The following is a 19,966-nucleotide window of genomic DNA, read 5'->3' as shown; positions in this document are numbered from 1 at the left end:
CGTGGATGGCGCACTTTGTGATCATGGGCTGCGGGCGCGTAGGCGTGACGCTGGCCCACACCCTGGAGGACTCGGGGCACAGCGTGGCCATTATCGACCAGGACGACCGGGCATTCCGCCGGCTGCGCTCGGGGTTCACCGGCCGCAAGGTCACCGGCGTCGGATTCGACCGCGACACCCTGCGGCACGCAGACATCGAGAACGCCTACGCCTTCGCTGCCGTTTCCAGCGGCGATAACTCCAACATCCTCGCCACCCGGGTGGCCCGCGAAACCTTCCACGTGCCGCATGTGGTGGCCCGCATCTACGATCCCGGCCGCGCCGAGATCTACCAGCGGCTCGGCATCCCCACGGTGGCCGCGGTGCGCTGGAGCGCCGATCAGGTGCTGCGGCGGATCCTGCCCGAACAGGGCATCAAGGGCGACTTCCGTGAGGCCTCCGGCCGCCTGATCCTGGGTGAGGTGCAACTGGACGACGGCTGGGTGGGCCGGGAACTGGCCGAGATTGAAGCCGCCTCCGGCGCCCGGGTGGCCTACCTGACCCGTTTCGGCGAGGGAATCCTGCCCGCCCGCGGCACCCGCTACCAAAAGGGCGACATCGTCCACGCCATGATGGCGGTGGATTCGACCTTCGAAATCGACAGGATCCTGTCCAAGCCCCCCGTGGAGGAGTCCGAATGAGGGTGGTCATTGCCGGCGCCGGCAGCGTCGGATCGTCGATTGCTCGGGAGTTGCTCTCGAACAACCACGACATCCTGCTGATCGATCCGAAGCCCGAGGTGATCGGCCGCAGCGGGCTGAAGGGCGCGCGCTGGCTGATCGGCGACGCCTGCGAGATCACCACCCTGCGTGAAGCCCGGCTGGAAGAAGCCGACGTGGTGGTCTCGGCCACCGGCGACGACAAGGTCAACCTGGTGGTCTCGCTGCTGGCCAAGAGCGAGTTCGGCGTCGGCCGCACGGTGGGACGCGTGAACAACCCCAAGAACGACTGGATGTTCGACGACTCCTGGGGCGTGGATGTTGCCGTGAACACCCCGCGCCTGATGACCGCCCTGGTGGAGGAAGCCGTGGAGATCGGGGACCTGGTCCGGCTGCTGACCTTGCAGAGCGGCGTCGCGTCCATGGTCGAGTTCACGGTTCCCGCGGACTCGGCGCTGATCGGTCAGCGGCTCGGCTCCATCGCCTGGCCGCAGGATGCCACGGTGGTGGCCATCCTGCGCGACGACGCGCCGATCACGCCGAGCCCTGACGACGTGGTGGAAGGCAGCGACGAGCTCTTCTTCATCACGACCATCGCCGCCGAGGACGAACTGCGTGCGGTCCTGACCGGCCGGCCCGCCGCCGCGGCGGCGGCCGACTAGGTCACGCGGCCCGGCCGGCAGCGGCGGCGGCGGGCCAGCTCACTCGGCCCGGCCGGCCGCGGCGGCGGCGGGCCGGCTCACTCGGCCCGGGCGGCCTCGACGGACGCCGGGCGAGAGACCAGCCACGCCAGCCACAGCCCCAGCGCGTACAGCGGCACGCCCATGAGCAAGCGGGTGGTGCCCAGCGCCACCAGGCCGTCCTCGCCCATCAGGTAGAGGGGAAGCTGCACCACAAGCCGCAGCAGGAGCACCGCCATCACGATCCAGGTGGCCATGGTGTACGCCTTCAGCCGTTGCGGCTGCTGCCGCCATGCCGTTCCCTCGCTGCGGATCAGCCCGAAGATCAGGCCCAGCACCGGCCACTTGACGGCCACCGAAACCAGCATGACCAGAATGTAGGCGGCATTCGTGATGAAGCCCCAGACATAGAAGTCCTCGGCCCGGCCCGTGCTGTTGGCGACGAAGGCGCAGATGGCGACCCCCACGAGGCCGGAGAAGGCCTGCGTCACGGTGCCCCGCTGCACCAGGCGCAGCACGGTGAAGACGGCGGCGGCCGCCAGCGCTCCGATCAGCGCCGGGCCGAGCTCCCGGCCGATGGTGAACACCACCAGGAAGATCACGCCCGGCAGGATGCTCTCGGCCAGCCCGCGGACGCCGCCCACGGTCTTCAGCACGTCGATCTGTCCGTCGTCGGTGCGGTGGACCGCGGCGCTCGCCGCGTAGGCGCCGGCAAGCGCCTCGGCCGCGTCCGGGCGCCTGTTGCCCGGTTCTCCCGCGGGTTCCGGACGCGCGCCGGAGGGCTGCCCGTCCCCGGCCGGCGGCACGCTGTGCGGACCGGAGTCCGGCTGCTGATCTGTCATGGGTTAATTCTCCAACGGGCTGAGGATCTCGTAGCGCGGATTGTAGATGGTGGCGGTTCCTTCCACCCTGAACAGCATTCCCTCGAAGGCCAACCGGATGCCCGCCGCGATGCCGGGCACGCGGCGCTGCCCCAGCCAGACCAGCCGGACCCGCGGGTGCCCGCCGTCACGGGACTTGCCCGGCTCCTGCTGGCCCGCGTCGGTGACGACGGCGGCAAACCGCGGCGGCTGCCCCGGCGGCGCGATGGTGATCGCCTCAACCAACCCGGTTCCGGCGACGTGGCCGCGCTCTGGCAGCCGGGCGATGGGGCTGTCCGCAGGGCCGCGATGGACGCGGGAGCGGTCAGCCAATCTCGGTGATCTCCGGGCCCCGCTCGGGCGCGGTCAGTCCGGGGTTGCGCGGCGCCTCGGGTTGCGGCGGGCCCGGGACGCCCTTGGGCATCTTGAGCTGCAGCAGGTCCTTGGGCGGCAGCGGCTGCGAGCCCCGGACCACCACGGTGGAACGGAAGAGTTCCTCGAGGTCCGCGGCCTTGGCCCGGTCCAGCGCGGCGGGTCCCCCGATCACGCCGCGCAGGAACCAGCGCGGCCCGTCGACGCCGAGGAAGCGGGCCACCCGGAAGCCCTGCTTCCCGTCGGCGGTCTGTGCCGGCAGCTTGGCCACCACCTCGGTGCCCATCGGTCCGTCGATCTCTTGGACCGTGCCGCCCTGTGACCCCACGGAACTCGCGATCTGGGTGCGGATTTCCTTCCACAGCCCCTCGGATTTCGGCGCGGCAAATGCCTGGAGCTGCAAGTTGGAACCGGCCAGGTCCAGGGTCACCGCAACGACCCGCTTGGACTTTTCCTCGACCTCCAGCCGCAGCTGCAGGCCCTCCCGGGGACGGACCTTCAGCGCGCCCAAATCCAGGTAGCCGTTACCGGTGTCCTGCTCGGAGTCGTCGTAGGGGCCGTTCCGGCGGGGACCGCTGTCCGGCGCCGGCCGCGTGGCATCCTCGCCAGGTGCGGCCGCGGCGGCTTCCGGCCCTTCGCCGTCGTTCTGGTTCCTCTTCTTGGAACGCCCAAATGCCATAACGTGAGATTCCTCTTCCTCCGGTCCTGCACCGGGTTGCTCAATGTCTGCGCCGAGGGGATGCCGCCTGCGGCGGGCAGGCGCGCAGGTGCGTGCCCGCCGCACCGCGCGTGCGGAACTAACCGGCGCCGAACCCTCCGGTGGATCCGAATCCGCCGGCCCCCCGCGTCGAATCCGGGAGCTCGGCGACGCGTTCGAACGCGGCCGTCTCCACCTTCTGGATGACCAGCTGCGCGATCCGGTCCCCCCGCTTGAATGTGAGCGTTTCACTGGCATCGGTATTCAGCAAGGTGACCGCTATCTCGCCCCGGTAACCGGCGTCCACGGTGCCGGGGGCGTTGACGATGGTCAGTCCGTGCTTGGCGGCCAGCCCGGAGCGTGGGTGGACCAGGGCAACATACCCGTGCGGCAGCGCCAGCGCCACGCCCGTCGGCACCAGGACACGCTCCCCCGGGGCGATCCGGAAATCGATTCGGCTCCGCAGGTCGGCCCCGGCGTCCCCCGGGTGGGCGTAGGCGGGCGGTTCCAGTCCGTCGTCGAGCATTTTCAGCTGGACCGTCAGCGTTTCAGTTGTCTGCTGCACTCGTGATCGTTTGTCCTTGCGATTGCGGATGTGGCGGCGGGAAGACTGCGGCCGCCAAGGGCCGGGCCCGCTGAGATATTCCGCACATCACTCTAGCGCGTTTTCAACCGTGGCGCCCGCGGGCGGGCGGGCATCCGGGGGCCCGCCGGGAGCAAGGTGAAATGCCTGTCAAAAGGTGAAAAGCTGAGTCCATGACACAACCCGCGACCCCTGCAGGCGGCTCCGGTCCCGCCGGCGGTCCTTCCTCCGTGACCCACTTCGATGAGCGGCTGTGGCCCAATTTCTGGGTTTGGCTCATCGCCGCCGGCACCGCCGCGGCGGTCATCGTCATGCTGGCACCGATCAGCATGACCGCGGGCATCATCGGCGCCGTCGTCGCCGCCATCCTGCTGGCCGTCCTGCTGATCGCTTCCACGCCGCGGATCCTGGTCACCGACACCATGCTGCAGGTGGGCCGCGCCCAGATCGAGCGCCGCTACGTGGGGCGGGTGGAAGCGTTCACCGGCGAGGCTGCCACCGAGCAGCGCGGCCCCAAGCTGAACGGCACCGCGTACATGTGCATGCGCGGCTGGATCGATCCGGTGGTCACCATCGAAATCACCGACGAGACGGACCTGACCCCTTACTGGATCGCCTCCACGCGCCGGCCGCAGCAGCTCGCCGCGGCCCTGAACCGCCCCGCCGCGGACGCGTCCTAGCGGCCCCGGGGGGCGGGCCCCCGGCGGGGCCGGTCCCGTGGTTGCCGGCGGCTACCCCTCGCAGTCCCGGCAGTAGAGCAGCCCGTCTTTCTCCTTGGCCACCTGCGACCGGTGGCGGACCAGGAAGCAGGAAGCACAGGTGAACTCGTCCTGCTGGGCCGGGAGTACGCGGACCAGCAGTTCCTCGCCGGAGAGGTCGGCGCCGGGCAACTCGAACCCCTCGGCCGCCTCGGCCTCGTCCTCGTCGACGACGGCCGACTGCGTGTCGGTCCGCCGGTGCGACTTCAGCTCTTCAATGGACTCCTCGTGGGTCTCTTCGTCAGGCTTCCGCGGGGCGTCGTAGTCAGTGGCCATTGTTGTTTTGCTCCCACTCCGGTGGTCCGGTCCAGTTTCACGTCAGGCCCCCGGTTCCGGGACACGTGCCCGTGCCTGACGATCTGTGCACAGGCTCAACGCGTTCGCCGTCGATTTTGTGCCCGTGACGCGAAGATTCTTGCCGATTTCGGTGCGCCTGCCAAACCCGGGGGCCGCAGGGCGTTCACGGCCGCCTTCGGACGCGGCGCCCGGCCGGGGCGACCTTGGCCACAAACTCCGCGCCACACCCGCGAAAACAATAGGAAAAGCCCGGTATGGGTGGCAGAGTTTCAGGCATAAAGTGTCGTCTGGTGGAGGGTTTTCATGCAGGATCTACGGCTGGTGGGTGTCCATGAGGATGGCGAACATCTGCTGTTGAGCGCAGGTGGGGACGACTACCGTCTGGCCATAGACGAAGCCCTGCGCACAGCGGTCTTCCGACCGACAACAACGCGCGCTCCCGGGGCCGGCGAACCGTCGGACGCCGGTATGTCCCCCCGCGAAATCCAGGCGCGCATCCGAGCGGGCGCCACGGCCGAGGAGGTCGCGGCCGAATCCGGCCTCGACCTGCAGCGGATCCGGCGCTATGAAAGCCCGGTCCTCGCCGAGCGCCACTACATCGTCGAGCAGGCCCGCAAGGTGGAAGTCGCCGGCCCGCTGCCCGGCCACGACGGCTACCGGTCCGCCTTCGGCGACGAGCCCGCCACCCTGGGAGAAATGGTGGACCACCGGATCCACGCCTTCGGCATCGACCCGGAGTCGATGAACTGGGATTCCTGGCGGCGCAGCGACGGCACGTGGGAAGTTGTGGCGTCCTTCACCGCGCCGGCGGCTCCCGCCACCGACTCCATCGGGGAAGAACCGCCCGCCCGCTGGGTCTTCCATGCGGCCCGCCGCACCATCCAGAACGCCAACCGGTGGGCGCAGCAGCTGAGCGAGCTCGAAACCGTGGACGGCCCGGTCCCCGGACGCCGGCTGAAGGCCGTCACCGACCATGTCTTCGACTTCGAAGCCGACACCGGCGCGGACCCGGACCTCGGGCCGGCAGGGCACGAGGACGGCGGGCAGGACGACGGGCAGTCCGCCGAGTCGGAAGAGCTGCTGGACGTGCTGCGCTCCCGGCGGGGGCAGCGGCTGGGCGTCGACGAGGATGCCGACGACGCGCTGGCCTTGATGCTCACCCACGGTCCGATTCCGGCGGCCCACCCGCGCGACTCGTTCGAGGACGCGGATGATTCCGGTGACGACCCCGGCGCGCGGCCGCGCGCCGGCTTCCCGCTGACGCTGGCCCCGGCCTACGACGACGGCGCGGTCTCTTCACTGGAATTGGGGCACGGGATCAGCACCCACACGCACGAAATCACGCTCTCCGGCGCGCCCGGTTTCCTGCGGGACGAGCCGGCCGCGGCAACCGGCAGCGGCGTGCGCGACCAGGACGGCGACCTCACCGGGGAAGAGGCCGACGCAGAGCCGGCGACCGGCGGCGGCGCGCAGGAAACGGGCGCCCCGTCGGACGACCCGATTGAGTTTGTCAGTCCTTCCACGGCACCGCTGAAAACCGTGGAAAACAGCAGCGGAGCGGCCGCGGAAAAGGCCCGGACGGCGCAGGCCGGCGCGGAGACCGCCGCCGATCCCGAACCCGGGGCCAAAGACACGGTGCGGGAGGATCCGGCCCCGGAACCGCCCAAGCGCTCCATCAAGCCGAAGCGCTCCAGCGTGCCCAGTTGGGACGAGATCGTCTTCGGCACCAAGCACGACTGACCTGCCGCCGGCTGCAGAGAAGACCCGGGCTGGGCGCCCGGCCTGCCAGGCTGCCTGGCCCGTCAACCTCTCGTTGCCTGCGGGCGCGGACTAGCGCCGTTTGCCCGGAGCCACCAGGGTCAGCAGGGGCACTTCCCGCTCCGCCTTCGTCAGCGAGCCGTGCTGGCCGACCACGGACATCGCGGTCTCCGGCACGCGCCGGGTGTCGTAGAACGCCACGGGTTCCCGGGCAGCCACCATCAGGTCTCCGATGCGCGGCAACACCCGCGGGTCCACCCGACCGAAGAACCCGCGGCTGACCGCCTCTTCCCGGGTGAACACCCAGGCCTGCTTCCCATACCGCTCCAGCCAGGCACGGGCCACCTGCTCGCGCTGCCCGGCCGTGGCGTCCGGTTCGAAATAGAGGTGGACCAGCCGCGGTTCGCCGCCGGTGTGCCGCACCCCGGCCACCAGGGCCGGGTCCGCCGAGTAGTCGAAACGGAACTCCTCGGCCACGTCGAGCATGCCGTGGTCCGCGGTCAGCAGCAGCAGCGTATCGGCCGGAAGCTGCCGGGCCAGGCGGCGCATGTCCGAGTCAAGTTCCTCCAGTGCATGCCCCCACTGGGCCGAGGCCGCGCCGAACCGGTGGCCCGCCTTGTCCAGTTCGTTGAAATAGAGGTACACCAACGCCCGGTCCGTAGCCGCCAAGGCTTCCGCGGTGGCCTGGGTCCGGGCATGGCCGGTGGCGCCGGGCACGAACCTGCTGCCGCGCAGCGCCGCCCGGGTCATGCCCGACTCCGCGAACCGGGGCAGGCTGACGGTGGTCACCGGCAGCTGCCCGGCTACACGTTCGAACACCGTGGCATGCGGCTGCCACACCTGCGGGTCCACCCCGGGGTCCCAGCCTCCGAGTTGGTTGACCACCTTGTCCTGCCCAGGGTCCAGGACGTCATAGCCGACCATGCCGTGCAGGCCGGGCGCCAGCCCGGTCCCCAGGCTGGCAAGGGACGCCGCCGTCGTCGAGGGGAGGGCGCTGCCGAGGGTCCGCGAGTTGTCCATGGCCTGGCGCAGGAAGGGGGCATGTCCGCCGCGCTGCTTCAGCAGCGCCTTGCCCAGTCCGTCCACCATGACCACGCACACACGCCGCGCCGGCGGCAGCTGCAGCTCATTGTCGAAGCCCTCGGCGCCCAGCGCGGCCGCCGCGCTGGTCATGACCTCCGCGAGGGAGTTGCGGCCGTAGCCGGGGGCAGCCGGAAGCGGGTCCTGTATCGGCGTCACGCAGCGTCGATCCCGCAGATCAGCGGCCGTGGTGGCCGCGGACCAGGCGGTTGCCGATGCGCGGGCGCTGCTGCACCGGACCCGGCGCGGCGGCGGGCTCCGGGTGGCTGGTGCTGACCTTGCGCAGGGCGCGGGCGAAGTCCTTGGCGTTCTGGACCGCCTGCAGCCCGTCGGCCTCGGCGCTGACCCGCAGCACGATGTCTTCCTGGACGATATTGCCCGTGTAGCCGTGGTCGGCGTCGCACTGCGGATCGCCGCAACCGGCCGGGCCCATGTCCAGCCGTTGGCCGCCGGACCAGGCGATGGCCAGAGTCAGTTCGCGGGCCTGGTCGGCGGAGGTGTAGTTCTGCGGCTGGGCGTAGACGTAGCTGAGCACCACGGAGCGGATCTGGCTGACCGGGACCGACTCGGTGGAAATCTGCGCCACCATCTGCTCGCCCTCGTCGTCCAGCTGCTGGTCGTCCACGTGCGTGATCACCAGCATGTCCTCGGTGAGCACCAGCACGGTGATGTGCCGGTGCACCTCGTTGCGGTCGAAGTGTGTCTCCAGGTGCACCAGGTGGGACAGCGGCTCGCGCTCGTCCAGGGCGTCGTGGACCACGTCGGAAACCAGCAGCGGGTAAAAGCCGGCCCGGTTGAGGGCGTCGTCGAGACTGCGGCGTTCGGCCGTCGATAGGGGGCTCATGGTTCCATAATCCCCTACGCTGCCGCCGGATGGCCAACCCGGCAGGTTCAGTCCCGCATGGCGCGCCGCGCGCTGTCCGTGCGGTGCGCATGGTTTCCGAGCCGGACTTCGGCGTTCAGCACGGCCAGGCCGCGGTCCGAGAGCTGGACCGGGTTGAGCTCCAGCAGGGCCACTTCGGGATGTTCGTCCTTGAGTTGCGCCACGCGGGCGATCAGGTCTTCGAGCGCCGGAACGTCCACGGCCGGCAGGCCCTGGTAGCCGAAGAGCTTCTCCGCCGCGCGGGGCCCGCGGACCAGGTCCGCCACATCCACGGTGCTCAGCGGGGGGATCCGGTGGGACCAGTCCCCCAGCAGGTTGACGGCGTCGCCGGCCAGCCCGAAGGAGACGACCGGGCCCAGGAGCGGATCCTCGATGGAGCGGATGGTGCAGGCCTGGCCGGCGGGCACCATCGACTGGACTTCCAACGGGATGTCGCCGAACGGGGCCAGGCTGGCCCGCATGTGGGCGATGTTGGCGCGCAGGGTCGCCTCGTCCGTGATGTTCAGCCGGACCCCGCCGAGGTCCAGCCGTTGCCGCAGCCGCGCGTCGGTGGTTTTGACGGCCACGGGCCAGCCGAGCCGTTCGGCGGCGGCCACGGCCTCGTCGTCGTGCGTGAAGCCGGCGGACTCCTGAACCGTGATGCCGTAGCAGCCCAGCAGCCGGGCGGTCTGCGCAGGGGTCGGCGTCAGCAGCTCGGTCCCGGTGACCCCGCCGAGCAGGGCGTCGATCTGCCGTTGCGCCTCGGCGGGATCCGTTCCCGCCGGCTCGGGGAACTCGCCCTGGTCGCGGGCCTTCCATTCGGCGTAGCGGACCGCGGCCGCCAGCGCGTTCACGGCGCTGGCGGGGCTGGCAAAAGCGGGCAGGCCGCGCTGCAGGCCGCCGCCGGAATCCGGGCCTCCGGCGGCCAGCAGGCCGTCGGTCCGTTCGGCCAGGTCGAGCACGCCGGTGAAGGAGGCGACCACCGGCTTGCCCGCCTCTTCGGCGCAGTCCCGCAGCACTTCCGCCAGCCGGGAGGTCGGGATGCCGGTGGCGGGAAGGAGGGTGACGACGGCGGCGTGTACCTCGGGTGCGGACAGTGCCTGCCGCACCTGCCGGCGAAGCATCGGGAGCGCGGTGGACTGCCCGGTATCCAGGTCCAGCGCCACCTCCCGCCGGACCACGTCCAGCTGGTGGGCCCTGGCGGCGTCGGCCACCACGTTGCCCAGCGCCAGGGAGTTGCTGAACACGGCCAGGTTGGCGCCGGCCGGAAGCGGCTGGCTGACCAGGACCTGCGCCACGTCCATCAGCTCTTCATTGGTCTCCACGCGGATCACCCCGGACTGGCGGAACATGGCGTCGAGGGCGCCCGGCGGCGCCTGGGTGGTGCGTACCGCATGGCCGGGCGGCAGCTGCAGCCCCATCACATCGGACTTGGCGACGATCACCGGCTTGCTGCGCGAGAGCCGGCGCGCGATGCGGGAAAATTTCCGGGGGTTGCCGATGGATTCCAGGTAGAGCCCTACCGCCAGGGTGGCCGGGTCGTCTTCCCAGTACTGCATGACATCGTTGCCGGAGACGTCGGCCCGGTTCCCCGCCGACACCGTGGAGGACAGGCCCAGCCCGCGCCGGCTGGCGGCGGTGTAGAGCAGCACGCCGATGGCCGCAGACTGGCTGAACAGCCCGAGCGCTCCGCGCGGGGGCATGGCGGGCGCCATGGAGGCGTTCAGCGACACCGCCGGGTCGGTGTTCAGGAGCCCGAGCGAGCCCGGGCCGATCACCCGCATCCCGTGGGCGCGGGCCTGGCGCACCAGCTCGCGCTGCCGCTGCAAGCCTTCGGTCCCGGCCTGGGAGAAACCGTCGCTGGCCACCAGGATGCCCTTGACGCCGGCGGCGGCGCATTCGCGGGCCACCTTGGGCACTTCCCCGTAAGGGACGGCGACGACGGCGAGTTCCACGGGGTCCGGGACGTCGGCGATGGCGGCATGGGAGATCATGCCGTTCAGTTCGAAGGCCTGCGGGTTGATGGCGTAGACGGGACCGATAAAGCCGGCTTCGATGATGTTCTCCAGCAGCGAGTAGCCCACGCTGCCCCAATCCCGGCTGGCGCCGATCACGGCCACGGATCCGGGGGCCAGCAGGGCGGCCACGCTCTTGGCCTCGGCCCGGTGTTCCCGGGAGGCCATGACGGCGCGGGAGCGCTCGGTCGGGTCGATGTCGAACTCGAGGGCGACCACCCCGTCGTCGAAATGGCGCCGCACCTCGTACCCCGCGTCGTTGAAGACGGTGATCATTTTCCGGTTCTCCGGCAGCACCTCGGCGGAGAACTTGCTGATGCCGTTTTCCCGGGCGGCCGCCGCCAGATGCTCCAGCAGGATGGAACCCAGCCCCCGGCCCTGATGGGCATCGGCGATATTAAAGGCGACCTCGGCTTCGGCGGGATCGTCCAGCCGGTCGTAGCGGCCGATCCCGATGATTTCATCGCCGATGGTGATGACGAAGGCAACCCGGCTGACGTAGTCGACCTTGGTGAAGCGGGCCAGTTCGCGCGGGCTGAGCTTGGACTTGAAGGTGAAGAAGCGAAGGTAGATGGAGCTCTCCGATTGCCCCACGTGGAAGGCCTGCAGGGCCTCGGCATCGGCCGGGACGATGGGGCGCAGGTGCGCCGTCCCGCCGTCGCGCAGCACGACATCCGCCTCCCAATAATCCGGATAATCCGGGGAATCAGCCTCTTGCGCCATAAACTCACTGTATCCGCAACTTTTAGCTAAGGACCGAAGCTCTACCCATGCCCCGCCGCCAGACTCCCGCCCCCGAAGAGGACTACACGGAGAACATCGTCGATATCGACGTGACCTCCGAGATGGAAGGCTCCTTCCTCGAATACGCCTATTCGGTCATCTACTCGCGCGCACTGCCCGATGCCCGCGACGGGTTGAAGCCGGTGCAGCGCCGCATCCTCTACATGATGTCCCAGATGGGGCTGCGGCCGGACAAGGGGCACGTGAAGTCCGCCCGCGTGGTCGGCGAGGTGATGGGCAAGCTGCACCCGCACGGCGACGCCGCCATCTACGACGCGATGGTGCGGATGGCGCAGTCCTTCTCGCTGCGCATGCCGCTGATTGACGGCCACGGTAACTTCGGATCGCTCGACGACGGTCCCGCGGCACCGCGCTACACCGAGGCCCGCCTCGCGCCGCCGGCCCTGGCGCTGACCGACCACCTGGACGAAGACGTTGTGGACTTCGTGCCCAACTACGACAACCAGCTGATGCAGCCGGCGGTACTCCCGGCCGCCTTCCCCAACCTGCTGGTCAACGGGTCTTCCGGCATCGCGGTGGGCATGGCCACGAACATGGCGCCGCACAACCTCGGCGAGGTGATCGCCGCGGCCCAGCACCTGATCGCCAACCCGGACGCCACGCTCGAGGACATCATGCGGTTCGTCCCCGGACCGGACCTGCCGTCCGGCGGCAAGATCGTGGGCTTGGACGGCATCCGCGACGCATACGCCACCGGCCGCGGCTCCTTCAAGACCCGCGCCAAGGTGGAGGTGGAGAAGCTCACCGCCCGCCGCACCGGCCTGGTGGTCACCGAGCTGCCCTACGGCGTGGGCCCGGAGAAGGTGATCGAGAAGATCAAGGACGCGGTGACGTCCAAAAAGCTGCAGGGCATCAGCGACATCGTGGACCTGACCGACCGGCAGCACGGCCTGCGCCTGGTCATCGAGCTGAAGAACGGCTTCAATCCCAACGCCGTGCTGGCGCAGCTGTACCGCTATTCCCCGATGGAGGATTCCTTCGGCATCAACAACGTGACGCTGGTCGACGGGCAGCCGCGCACGCTGGGCCTGATGGAACTGCTGCAGGTCTACATCAGCCACCGCATCGGCGTCGTCCGGCGGCGCACCGCGTTCCGGTTGGGCAAGAAGAAGGACCGGCTGCATCTGGTCGAAGGCCTGCTGATCGCCATCGTGGACATTGACGAGGTCATCCAGATCATCCGTTCCTCGGACGAGGCCGCGGCCGCCCGCGAGCGGCTGATGGCCATCTACGACCTGTCCGAAATCCAGGCCAATCACATCCTCGAACTGCGGCTGCGCCAGCTGACCAAATACTCGCGGATCGAGCTCGAGAAGGAACAGGACGAGCTGCGCCGCGAGATCGCCGCACTGGAGGAAATCCTGGCCAACGAGGCCATGCTGCGCCAGCTGGTGTCCGACGAGCTGGGCGAGGTTTCCGCGCTCTACGCCACGCCGCGGCGGACCGTGCTGCTCGAATCGGAGGCCGCCGCCCCGCTCCGCGGCACCGCCCTGCCGGCTCCCGCCGCCGGCAAGAACGCCAAGGCCGCCCTGCCGCTGCAGATCGCGGACGACCCGTGCTGGGTCCTGCTCTCGGCCTCCGGCCAGCTCGCCCGCACGGTGGACCAGGAGCCCCTGTCGGACGGCCAGCGGATCCGGCACGACGTCCTGGCGTCAGTCGTCAGGACCACGGCACGGGCCGAGATCGGAGCGGTGACCTCGCTGGGCCGGATGCTGCGGCTCCCGGTCCTGGACATGCCGGTGCTCGCCGCCGCTGCCGGGTCGCCCAACCTGGCCGGGGGCGTCCCGGTCAAGGAGTTCGTGACCCTGGCGAAGGGCGAATCGCTGGTGGCCTTGGCGCCGCTGGACAAGGTCCTCGCCCTCGGCACGGCGCAGGGCATCGTCAAGCGCGTGACCCCGGACTACCCGCTCAACCGGGAGGACTGGGAGATCATCGCGCTCAAGCCCAAGGACTACATCGTGGGCCTGAGCGTCCCGGCCGACGACGATGAACTGGTCTTCATCACCCGCCAGGCGCAACTGCTTCACTACCCGGCCTCGACGGTGCGCGCCCAGGGCCGCACGGCCGGCGGCGTCACGGGCATCAAACTGGGCGCGGAAGACACCGTGACGTTCTTCGGTGCGGTCGCCGCCGGGGATGCGGACGCCGTCGTCGTCACCGTCGCCTCCTCGCAGGAGGCCCTGCCGGGCACCTCCCCCGGCTCGGTCAAGGTCACCCCGTTCACGGAGTACCCGGCCAAGGGCCGGGCCACCGGCGGCGTGCGCGCGCACCGCTTCCTGAAGGGCGAGGACATGCTCTCGCTGGCGTGGGCCGGGCACGGCCCGGCGAAGGCCAGCTCGGCCAACGGCGCCTCCCGGGCGCTGCCTACCGAACACGGCCGCCGCGACGGTTCCGGCATACCGTTGTCCCAGCCCGTGGACGCCGTCGGCCCCGCCCTATCGCAGCAGGGGTCACAAGACTCCTAAGCTGGCTGCATGGCGATCATCCCCGATACCAAGGACTGGACGTGGGTCACCGGGCGGCCCTGCCCCGAATGCGGCTTCGACCCGGCCGGCGTCACGCCGGACCGGATCGGCCCGGAGGTGCTGGCCACGGTGCCCCGCTGGCAGGCGGCCCTGGCGGAGCCCGGCGCCCACGTCCGCCCCGACGACTCGACGTGGTCGGTGCTCGAGTACGCCGCCCACGTCCGGGACGTCTGCCGCGTGTTCGATGCCCGGCTGCAGCTGATGCTCGGCCAGGACAACCCGGAGTTTGCCGACTGGGACCAGAACGCCGCGGCCGTTGAGGGACGTTACGCCGGCCAGGACCCGCGCGCCGTCGCCGAGGAGCTGGCGGCAGCAGCCGCGGAGGTCGCCGCCGGCTTCAATGCGGTGACCCCGGCCGAGTGGGACCGGCGCGGCAGGCGCAGCAACGGTTCGGCTTTCACCGTCGTCACGCTCGGCAGCTACTTCCTGCACGACGTCACGCATCACCTGCACGACGTCGGGGCGTAGCCGCCGCCCGGCCGCGGTGCACGACGTCGTAGGTGCACGACGTCGGGGCTGCCTTGCCCGCTCAGGTCAGGGGCAGTTCATAGTCCAGGTAGCGCTGGGTCGGCACGTAGCCCATCCGGGTGTAGAGGGCCAGCGCCCCGCTGGGGTTCTCGGTGTCAACGCCCAGCCCGGCGTGTGCCATCCCGCCGGCCCGGAACCGGCGCATCGCTTCGGCCAGCAGCGACTGGGCAAGCCCGCGGCCGCGCCACGGCCTGCGGACGCCGAGGAGGTTCGTGAACCCTTCGTCATACCCTGACTGCAGCTTGTACTGAGGATCAAAGCTGGCCACCTGGTACGCCACCGTCTCGCCGGAGGCGGCCTCCACCACCGACATGCTCCACTCCGGCCTGGTCTCAGGGTGCTGCACCAGGTTCTTCCACCGGCGCTCGTCCCTCGGCTCGCTGCCCCAGTGGTCCGCGAACGCCTCGTTGTGGGCGAGCCGCACGGCGTCGCTGTCGCCCGGGTCCAGGTCCACAAAGACGAAGCCCTGCGGCAGCGGCGCGTCCGGAATCTCCACCAGCGGCCGGGTCATTTCGGTGAAGTAGCGGACCACCCTGGCGCCCACCGCTTCCATCAGCGCGTTGTGCGCCGGATCTTGTTCCTCGGTGCTGCTCCGCAGGACGCCGCCGCTGATGCCGGCCGCGCGGAACCGGCGCCGCTGGCGGTCGGCCTGCCACTCGTAGAGCGCCCTGCCGATGCCGCGGCGGCGCCAGTCCGGATCCACCCCGCCCCAGGTGTGGGCGACCGGTGAGCCGGCGTTCGCGTAGACCCGGCCCACGGCACGCACCGTCCCGCCGGCATCCAGCCCGAGGGCGGTGCACTCAGCGGGGTCGTTGGCAGGGTCGTCGAACGCCTCCGCCAGATCCGCCGTCGTCTCGGTCCAGACCGGTTTGTCCACCGCGGCCATCCGCTGGATCAACCGGTGCCAGCCCTCGATGTCCGAGGCGGACATGGGACGCCAGCGCAGGGCTCCGCCGGGAACGACCGGCAGGTCGGAATTGGTCATTGCCTCAGCTTAGGGCAGCGGCATACGTGCCGGTAGGCAGCTGCAGCCGAAGCCCGCACCATGCGGCTTGCCGTTCGTCGTGCGTCACCATGACCACCGCCTTGCCGGCGAGCCCGCGGCGCAGGTCGGCCAGCAACGCGTCCCCGGCGTCGCGGTCCAGGTGCGCGGCCGGTTCGTCGAGCAGCACCACATCGGAGTCGGCCAGCAGCGCCCGGGCCACGGCGAGCCGCTGCCGCTGGCCGCCGGAGAGGAAGTGCCCGCCCGGGCCGATCCGGGTGCCCAGCCCGTGCGGCAGTCCGGCCAGGAATCCGCCCAACCCCACGGCGGCGAGCGCCGAGCGCATCTCCTCTTCGGCCGGCGGGTCCGTGGCAGGCCGGGCCAGCAGCAGATTGGCGCGGAGCGTCGAGTTGAACAGGTACGCTTCCTGGGGCATCCACGCGATGGCCGACCGCGGAGCCCCGCCGGACCTCCCGTTGACCAGGTAGCGGCCGGAGGCCAGTGGCAGGAACCCCAGCAGTACGCCGAGCAGCGTGGACTTCCCGCTCCCCGACGGGCCGGTGACCGCCAGCCATTGACCGCGCTCCACCCGCAGGTCCACGCCGGTGAAGGCGTCGTGGTCCGCGCCCGGGTACCGGTAGGACGCGTTGCGCAGTTCCAGCGCCTCGACCGGAGCTTCCCGCCGTGCTTGGCGGGCCGGGGCCGCGCCGCCGCTGCCCAGCTCCGGAATGACGCGTGCCCCGGCGGCGCGCCAGGCGCCCCATTGCTGCACCGCGGTGTTCACCGCCATGAAAGGTTCGGCCAGCGCCAACTGCATCAGGACGACGACGGCCACCACCCCCGGCACCGTGCCTCCCGCCGAGCCGAGCATCACGACGGCTGAGAGGGAACAGGCCAGCACCGTCAGCGCGTGTCCCAGGCCCTGCGCCCAGGCGCTGCGCTGCACGGCGGCGGTCGCTTCCCGGTCAAGGCGGCGGGCACGCAGCAGCAGCGGCCCGGCAGCCGTGTTTGCGGCCAGGTCCGGTGCGGCCGCCAGCAGCCGCGTGAACGCGTTCAGCGACCTGCCCTTGAGCCGCACGGTGGTTGCCTGGGCGTGGCGGTCCGCCCAGCGCGTCACCGCGGGGGCTCCCACTATGCAGATCCCGGAGAGCAGCAGCTGCCAGCCAAGGGCCGCGGGCATCAGCAGCGAGGTGGCCACGCAGGACGCGGCGGCCGCCAGCAGGCCGACCAGCGGGGCGAAGACCGCCCGAGGGGCGATGTCCCGCAGTTCGTCCACGTCTCCGACCAGCCGCTCCAGGGCGCCGCCGCCGCGTGCCAGCCGCCGCCACGCTGCCGGCCGCTGCAGCAGCCCGTTCCACAACCTGATCCGCAGCCGGTCGGTGCTTTCGAAGACGGCGTCGTGCAGCTTCAGCCGTTCCTGGTAACGCAGGACCGAACGCCCGATCCCGAAGAACCGGACACCGACGATGGAGGTCATCAGGTACAGGATCGGCGGCTGTTCGCTGGCATAGACGATCAGCCAGCCTGACAGGCCCGCCAGCGCGACGGCGAAGAGCGCCGCGCCGAGGCCAAAGCACAGTGCGGCCAGGAACCTCCCGCTCCACGGCCGCAGCAGCGCCGCCTGCCGCCACAGGCCGGGTCCGGCGCCGGCGGCGTCCATCCCCGCCGCTTCGGTTCCGCCGTCCTCCCCCGCCGCTTCCGTGCCGGAGCCCGCCCTTGCTCCGGGCGCCTGCCCGCCGCGTTCGGTGCCCGGTGCCGGGGACCGCACACCGTCCGTATCCGACGGGGCGGCAGCAACGGGTTCCCCGGACGCCGGCACCACCGGCACCACGTGGTCGGCGAGCGCCGCGGTGTCCGGGTCGTGGGCCACCAGGACGGTGGTCACCCTGCCGCGGAGACCGTCCAGCGCGGCCTCGATGGCCCGGGCACTGCGCTCATCCACGTGCGCGGTAGGTTCATCGGCCAGCAGCACGTCCACCCCGGGGACATGGTCAACCCGGGCCAAAGCCCGTGCCACGGCCACGCGGCGCAGCTCTCCCGGGCTGAGGTCGCCGGTGTCCGCGTCCGCCAGGCCGGCGGCATTGACCTGCGCCAGCGCTTCCTCCGCCGCTGCACGCCCGGCCGGCCCGGCCAGCCCGGCATACAGCGCCACCTCCTCGGCCGCCGTGGCCTCGGAGGGAACCGGATGCTGCGGGATCCACGCGATCCGGCCGCGGTCGAGGCCGGACACCCGGCCGGCCAGCCGGATGCCGGCCCCGTCCCGGCGCAGGCCCGCCAGGATCTCCAGCACCGTGGTCTTGCCGCCGCCGCTCGGCCCGGACAAGGCGGTGATGCGGCCGGCCGGAGCCGTGAAGTTTAGCCCTTCCAGCACCTGCCCGCGGCCCGGGTAAGCGGCGGTCAGCCCGGCAACCCGCAGCTCCGGCGCTTCCCCGCGGCGCTCCCCGGGCCGGTGCCCGGCGTCCGGAGCGGCGACCAGCGGCCGGCCCGCCGGCGCGTCCAACACGGCCTTGCTGCGCTCGAGGGCTTCCAGTCCGTCTTCGCTCGCGTGGTGCGCCGAGCCGAGGTCGCGCAGCGGTTGGAAACACTCCGGAGCCAGGATCAGGGCCAGCAGCCCGGCTTCCAGTTCCATTCCGCCGTAAACCAGCCGGATGCCCACGAACACCGCCACCACGGCCACGGAAATGGTGGCGATCAGTTCCAGTGCCAGCGAGGACAGGAAGGCGACCCGCAGCGTGGCCAGGGTCCGTTCCCGGTAGGCGCGGGCGACATCGGCCAGGGCCCTGGTCTGCGCGGCGGCCCGCCCCAGGCCGACCAGGACCGGCAGTCCCCGGGCCAGTTCCAGCAGGTGGTCGGACAGGCGGTCCAAGGCCGCGGCCGCCTGTTTCGTCCGGTCTTCGGTGTGCTTGCCGATCAGGATCATGAAGACCGGCACCAGCGGCAGCGTGAGCACCACGATCAGCGCGCTCACCCAGTCCGCGGCCAGGATCCGCAGCCCCACCAGCAGGGGTACGGTGGCGCAGGTCACCAGGGCCGGCAGGTACTTGGCGTAGTAGTCATCCAGGTTGTCCAGTCCCCGGGTGGCCAGCACACTCAGGGCGCCCTCGCCCGGGGCGGAGCCGTTGCGCCCGGCCGGGGAGGCACCGCCGTCGTGCAGGATCCGGGCGGCGAGGCGGGCCCGCAGGTCCTCCTTGATGCCGGCCGCAGCCCGCTGTGCGGCCACGTCCTGGCCCCAGGCCGCGGCCGCGCGCAGGACGGCGCCGAGGGCGCCGGGCAGCAGGACCGCATCCCAGCTGAACGTCCCGGCCGCCACGCCCGCCACCCCGGCGGCCACCGCCGAAGCGAGCAGGACCAAGCCGCCCGCCTTGACGGCCGCGGCCAGTCCCAGCAGGTAGAGCGCCCGTTTGCCGGCGGCGCCCACCGGAAGCACCGGCTTCACTGTGCGGTGACGGCGTGTGCTGCGGGGATGGCGGAGGCGCTCACGCGCTTGCGGAACACCCAGTACGTGTAGCCCTGATAGACCAGCACGGCCGGGATGCCGAACAGCGCCACTACGCTCATCACGCCCAGCGTGTAGTCCGACGACGACGCCGAGTCCACCGTCAGGCTGAAGGACTCGTCGATGGTCGAGGGCAGTACCGTGGGGAACACCGCGGTGAAGATGGTTGCCGACCCGGCGACCACGAAGGTGCCGAGTCCGGCGAAGGAGAGTCCGTCCCGTCCGGCCTTGGCCAGCAGCCAGGCCGCCGCCGCGCCGAGGGCGGCCAGCAACAGCGTCGCCACCGTGACGGCCTTGCCGTGGCGCAGCACCAACACGGCGGCCCACGCGGCCATCGGCAGCAGCGCCACCGGCAGCCAGCGCAGGACCAGCGCCTTGGCCCGCAACCGGACTTCGCCGTCGGTCTTCAGCGCCAGGAACGCCGCCGCGTGGACCAGGCTGAAGCCGACCACCGCCAGCCCGCCGAGCACGGCATAGCCGTTGAACCAGGCGAACGGTCCGCCCACCCGGTCGCCGTTGGCGTTGAGCGGCAGGCCCGTGGTGGTCAGGCCGAGCATGGCCCCGACGCCGAAGGCCGCGACCAACGAGCCCAGCGCGATCGCCCAGTCCCAGCGCGCCCGCCACCGGTCCGTGTCCACCTTGCCGCGGTATTCGATGCCGACGGCGCGGAAGATCAGGGCCAGCAGCACGAGCACCAGCGGGAGGTACAGACCGGAGAACAGGGCGGCGTACCACTCGGGGAAGGCCGCGAAAGTGGCGGCCCCCGCGGTGACCAGCCAGACTTCGTTGCCGTCCCAGACCGGGCCGATGGTGTTGAGCAGCACGCGGCGTTCCGTGTTGTTCCGGGCGAAGCCGCGCATCATCATGCCGACGCCGAGGTCGAATCCTTCCAGAAACAGGTACCCGGTCCAGAAGAAGGCGATGACAATGAACCAGATGGTGGGCAGGGTTTCCATGAGTCGTCCTTATCG

The 19,966-nt window shown here is 71.0% G+C and carries 17 protein-coding genes; 6 read left to right on the top strand and 11 right to left on the bottom strand.

Annotated elements, in window-relative coordinates:
- Nucleotides 1–5: 5 nt before the first annotated feature.
- Together AC5RWG_RS00575 and AC5RWG_RS00570 are read left to right on the top strand one after the other, a co-directional pair.
- Entirely contained in the window at nucleotides 6–680 is a 675-nt protein-coding gene (locus AC5RWG_RS00575; RefSeq protein WP_493977903.1) for a potassium channel family protein, read from the top strand.
- Complete coding sequence (locus AC5RWG_RS00570; protein WP_493999518.1) at nucleotides 677–1,360, top strand: potassium channel family protein; 684 nt, start codon at nucleotides 677–679, stop codon at nucleotides 1,358–1,360. The genes AC5RWG_RS00575 and AC5RWG_RS00570 overlap by 4 nt, the downstream gene beginning before the upstream one ends.
- 77 nt (nucleotides 1,361–1,437) lie before the next feature.
- Here the strand turns inward: AC5RWG_RS00570 and AC5RWG_RS00565 are convergent, their stop codons facing one another.
- The 4 genes from AC5RWG_RS00565 to dut form a co-directional block, all read right to left on the bottom strand.
- The gene (locus AC5RWG_RS00565) at nucleotides 1,438–2,220 is read right to left on the bottom strand and encodes a DUF3159 domain-containing protein (protein WP_493999517.1); all 783 of its coding nucleotides are present in this window, start codon (nucleotides 2,218–2,220) and stop codon (nucleotides 1,438–1,440) included.
- A 3-nt stretch (nucleotides 2,221–2,223) separates the two neighbouring features.
- Complete coding sequence (locus tag AC5RWG_RS00560; RefSeq protein WP_493999516.1) at nucleotides 2,224–2,571, bottom strand: hypothetical protein; 348 nt, start codon at nucleotides 2,569–2,571, stop codon at nucleotides 2,224–2,226.
- Nucleotides 2,564–3,289, bottom strand: a complete 726-nt coding sequence (locus AC5RWG_RS00555; RefSeq protein WP_493999515.1) for a DUF3710 domain-containing protein — start codon at nucleotides 3,287–3,289, stop codon at nucleotides 2,564–2,566. The genes AC5RWG_RS00560 and AC5RWG_RS00555 overlap by 8 nt, the downstream gene beginning before the upstream one ends.
- A 118-nt stretch (nucleotides 3,290–3,407) precedes the next feature.
- Nucleotides 3,408–3,872, bottom strand: coding sequence for a dUTP diphosphatase (gene dut / locus AC5RWG_RS00550; protein ID WP_493999514.1), 465 nt, complete (start codon nucleotides 3,870–3,872; stop codon nucleotides 3,408–3,410).
- A gap of 191 nt (nucleotides 3,873–4,063) precedes the next feature.
- On the opposite strand from dut, the gene AC5RWG_RS00545 reads away from it, so the two are divergent.
- Complete coding sequence (locus AC5RWG_RS00545; protein ID WP_493999513.1) at nucleotides 4,064–4,570, top strand: DUF3093 domain-containing protein; 507 nt, start codon at nucleotides 4,064–4,066, stop codon at nucleotides 4,568–4,570.
- 51 nt (nucleotides 4,571–4,621) lie between these two features.
- Here AC5RWG_RS00545 and AC5RWG_RS00540 read toward each other — a convergent pair whose 3' ends face one another.
- Entirely contained in the window at nucleotides 4,622–4,924 is a 303-nt protein-coding gene (locus AC5RWG_RS00540) for a DUF4193 domain-containing protein (protein ID WP_493987423.1), read from the bottom strand.
- 324 nt (nucleotides 4,925–5,248) lie between these two features.
- Between AC5RWG_RS00540 and sepH the strand changes: the two genes are divergently transcribed.
- On the top strand, nucleotides 5,249–6,685 hold the full coding sequence (gene sepH, locus AC5RWG_RS00535) for a septation protein SepH (protein ID WP_494166224.1): 1,437 nt from the start codon (nucleotides 5,249–5,251) through the stop codon (nucleotides 6,683–6,685).
- 90 nt (nucleotides 6,686–6,775) lie between these two features.
- Here sepH and AC5RWG_RS00530 read toward each other — a convergent pair whose 3' ends face one another.
- The 3 genes from AC5RWG_RS00530 to AC5RWG_RS00520 form a co-directional block, all read right to left on the bottom strand.
- Nucleotides 6,776–7,876, bottom strand: coding sequence for an alkaline phosphatase family protein (locus tag AC5RWG_RS00530; protein WP_494167080.1), 1,101 nt, complete (start codon nucleotides 7,874–7,876; stop codon nucleotides 6,776–6,778).
- An 85-nt stretch (nucleotides 7,877–7,961) separates the two neighbouring features.
- Nucleotides 7,962–8,627, bottom strand: coding sequence for a DUF5998 family protein (locus tag AC5RWG_RS00525; protein ID WP_493977911.1), 666 nt, complete (start codon nucleotides 8,625–8,627; stop codon nucleotides 7,962–7,964).
- Nucleotides 8,628–8,674: 47 nt separating this feature from the next.
- Entirely contained in the window at nucleotides 8,675–11,383 is a 2,709-nt protein-coding gene (locus tag AC5RWG_RS00520) for a bifunctional acetate--CoA ligase family protein/GNAT family N-acetyltransferase (protein ID WP_494166223.1), read from the bottom strand.
- A gap of 47 nt (nucleotides 11,384–11,430) precedes the next feature.
- On the opposite strand from AC5RWG_RS00520, the gene AC5RWG_RS00515 reads away from it, so the two are divergent.
- A complete protein-coding gene (locus tag AC5RWG_RS00515; RefSeq protein WP_494139313.1) occupies nucleotides 11,431–13,929 on the top strand; it encodes a DNA gyrase/topoisomerase IV subunit A in 2,499 nt (832 codons plus the stop codon).
- Nucleotides 13,930–13,938: 9 nt separating this feature from the next.
- Nucleotides 13,939–14,457 (top strand): DinB family protein, encoded by a 519-nt coding sequence (locus AC5RWG_RS00510; protein WP_493999509.1) that lies wholly within the window; start codon nucleotides 13,939–13,941, stop codon nucleotides 14,455–14,457.
- Between the two features lie 61 nt (nucleotides 14,458–14,518).
- On the opposite strand, the gene AC5RWG_RS00505 is transcribed toward AC5RWG_RS00510, so the two are convergent.
- From AC5RWG_RS00505 to cydB, 3 genes are read right to left on the bottom strand one after another with little or no spacing between them, the layout of a single operon-like run.
- Complete coding sequence (locus tag AC5RWG_RS00505; RefSeq protein WP_494166222.1) at nucleotides 14,519–15,502, bottom strand: GNAT family N-acetyltransferase; 984 nt, start codon at nucleotides 15,500–15,502, stop codon at nucleotides 14,519–14,521.
- 4 nt (nucleotides 15,503–15,506) lie between these two features.
- Nucleotides 15,507–18,926: a thiol reductant ABC exporter subunit CydD gene (gene cydD, locus AC5RWG_RS00500; protein ID WP_494166221.1), complete on the bottom strand. Its 3,420-nt coding sequence runs from the start codon at nucleotides 18,924–18,926 to the stop codon at nucleotides 15,507–15,509.
- Nucleotides 18,927–18,931: 5 nt separating this feature from the next.
- Nucleotides 18,932–19,951, bottom strand: a complete 1,020-nt coding sequence (gene cydB / locus AC5RWG_RS00495) for a cytochrome d ubiquinol oxidase subunit II (protein ID WP_494166220.1) — start codon at nucleotides 19,949–19,951, stop codon at nucleotides 18,932–18,934.
- Nucleotides 19,952–19,966 lie beyond the last annotated feature (15 nt).

The organism is Arthrobacter sp. Y3221160, assembly GCF_059092585.1.
Note: the sequence above shows the minus strand (reverse complement) of the source record. Positions and strands in the feature narration are given on the sequence as shown.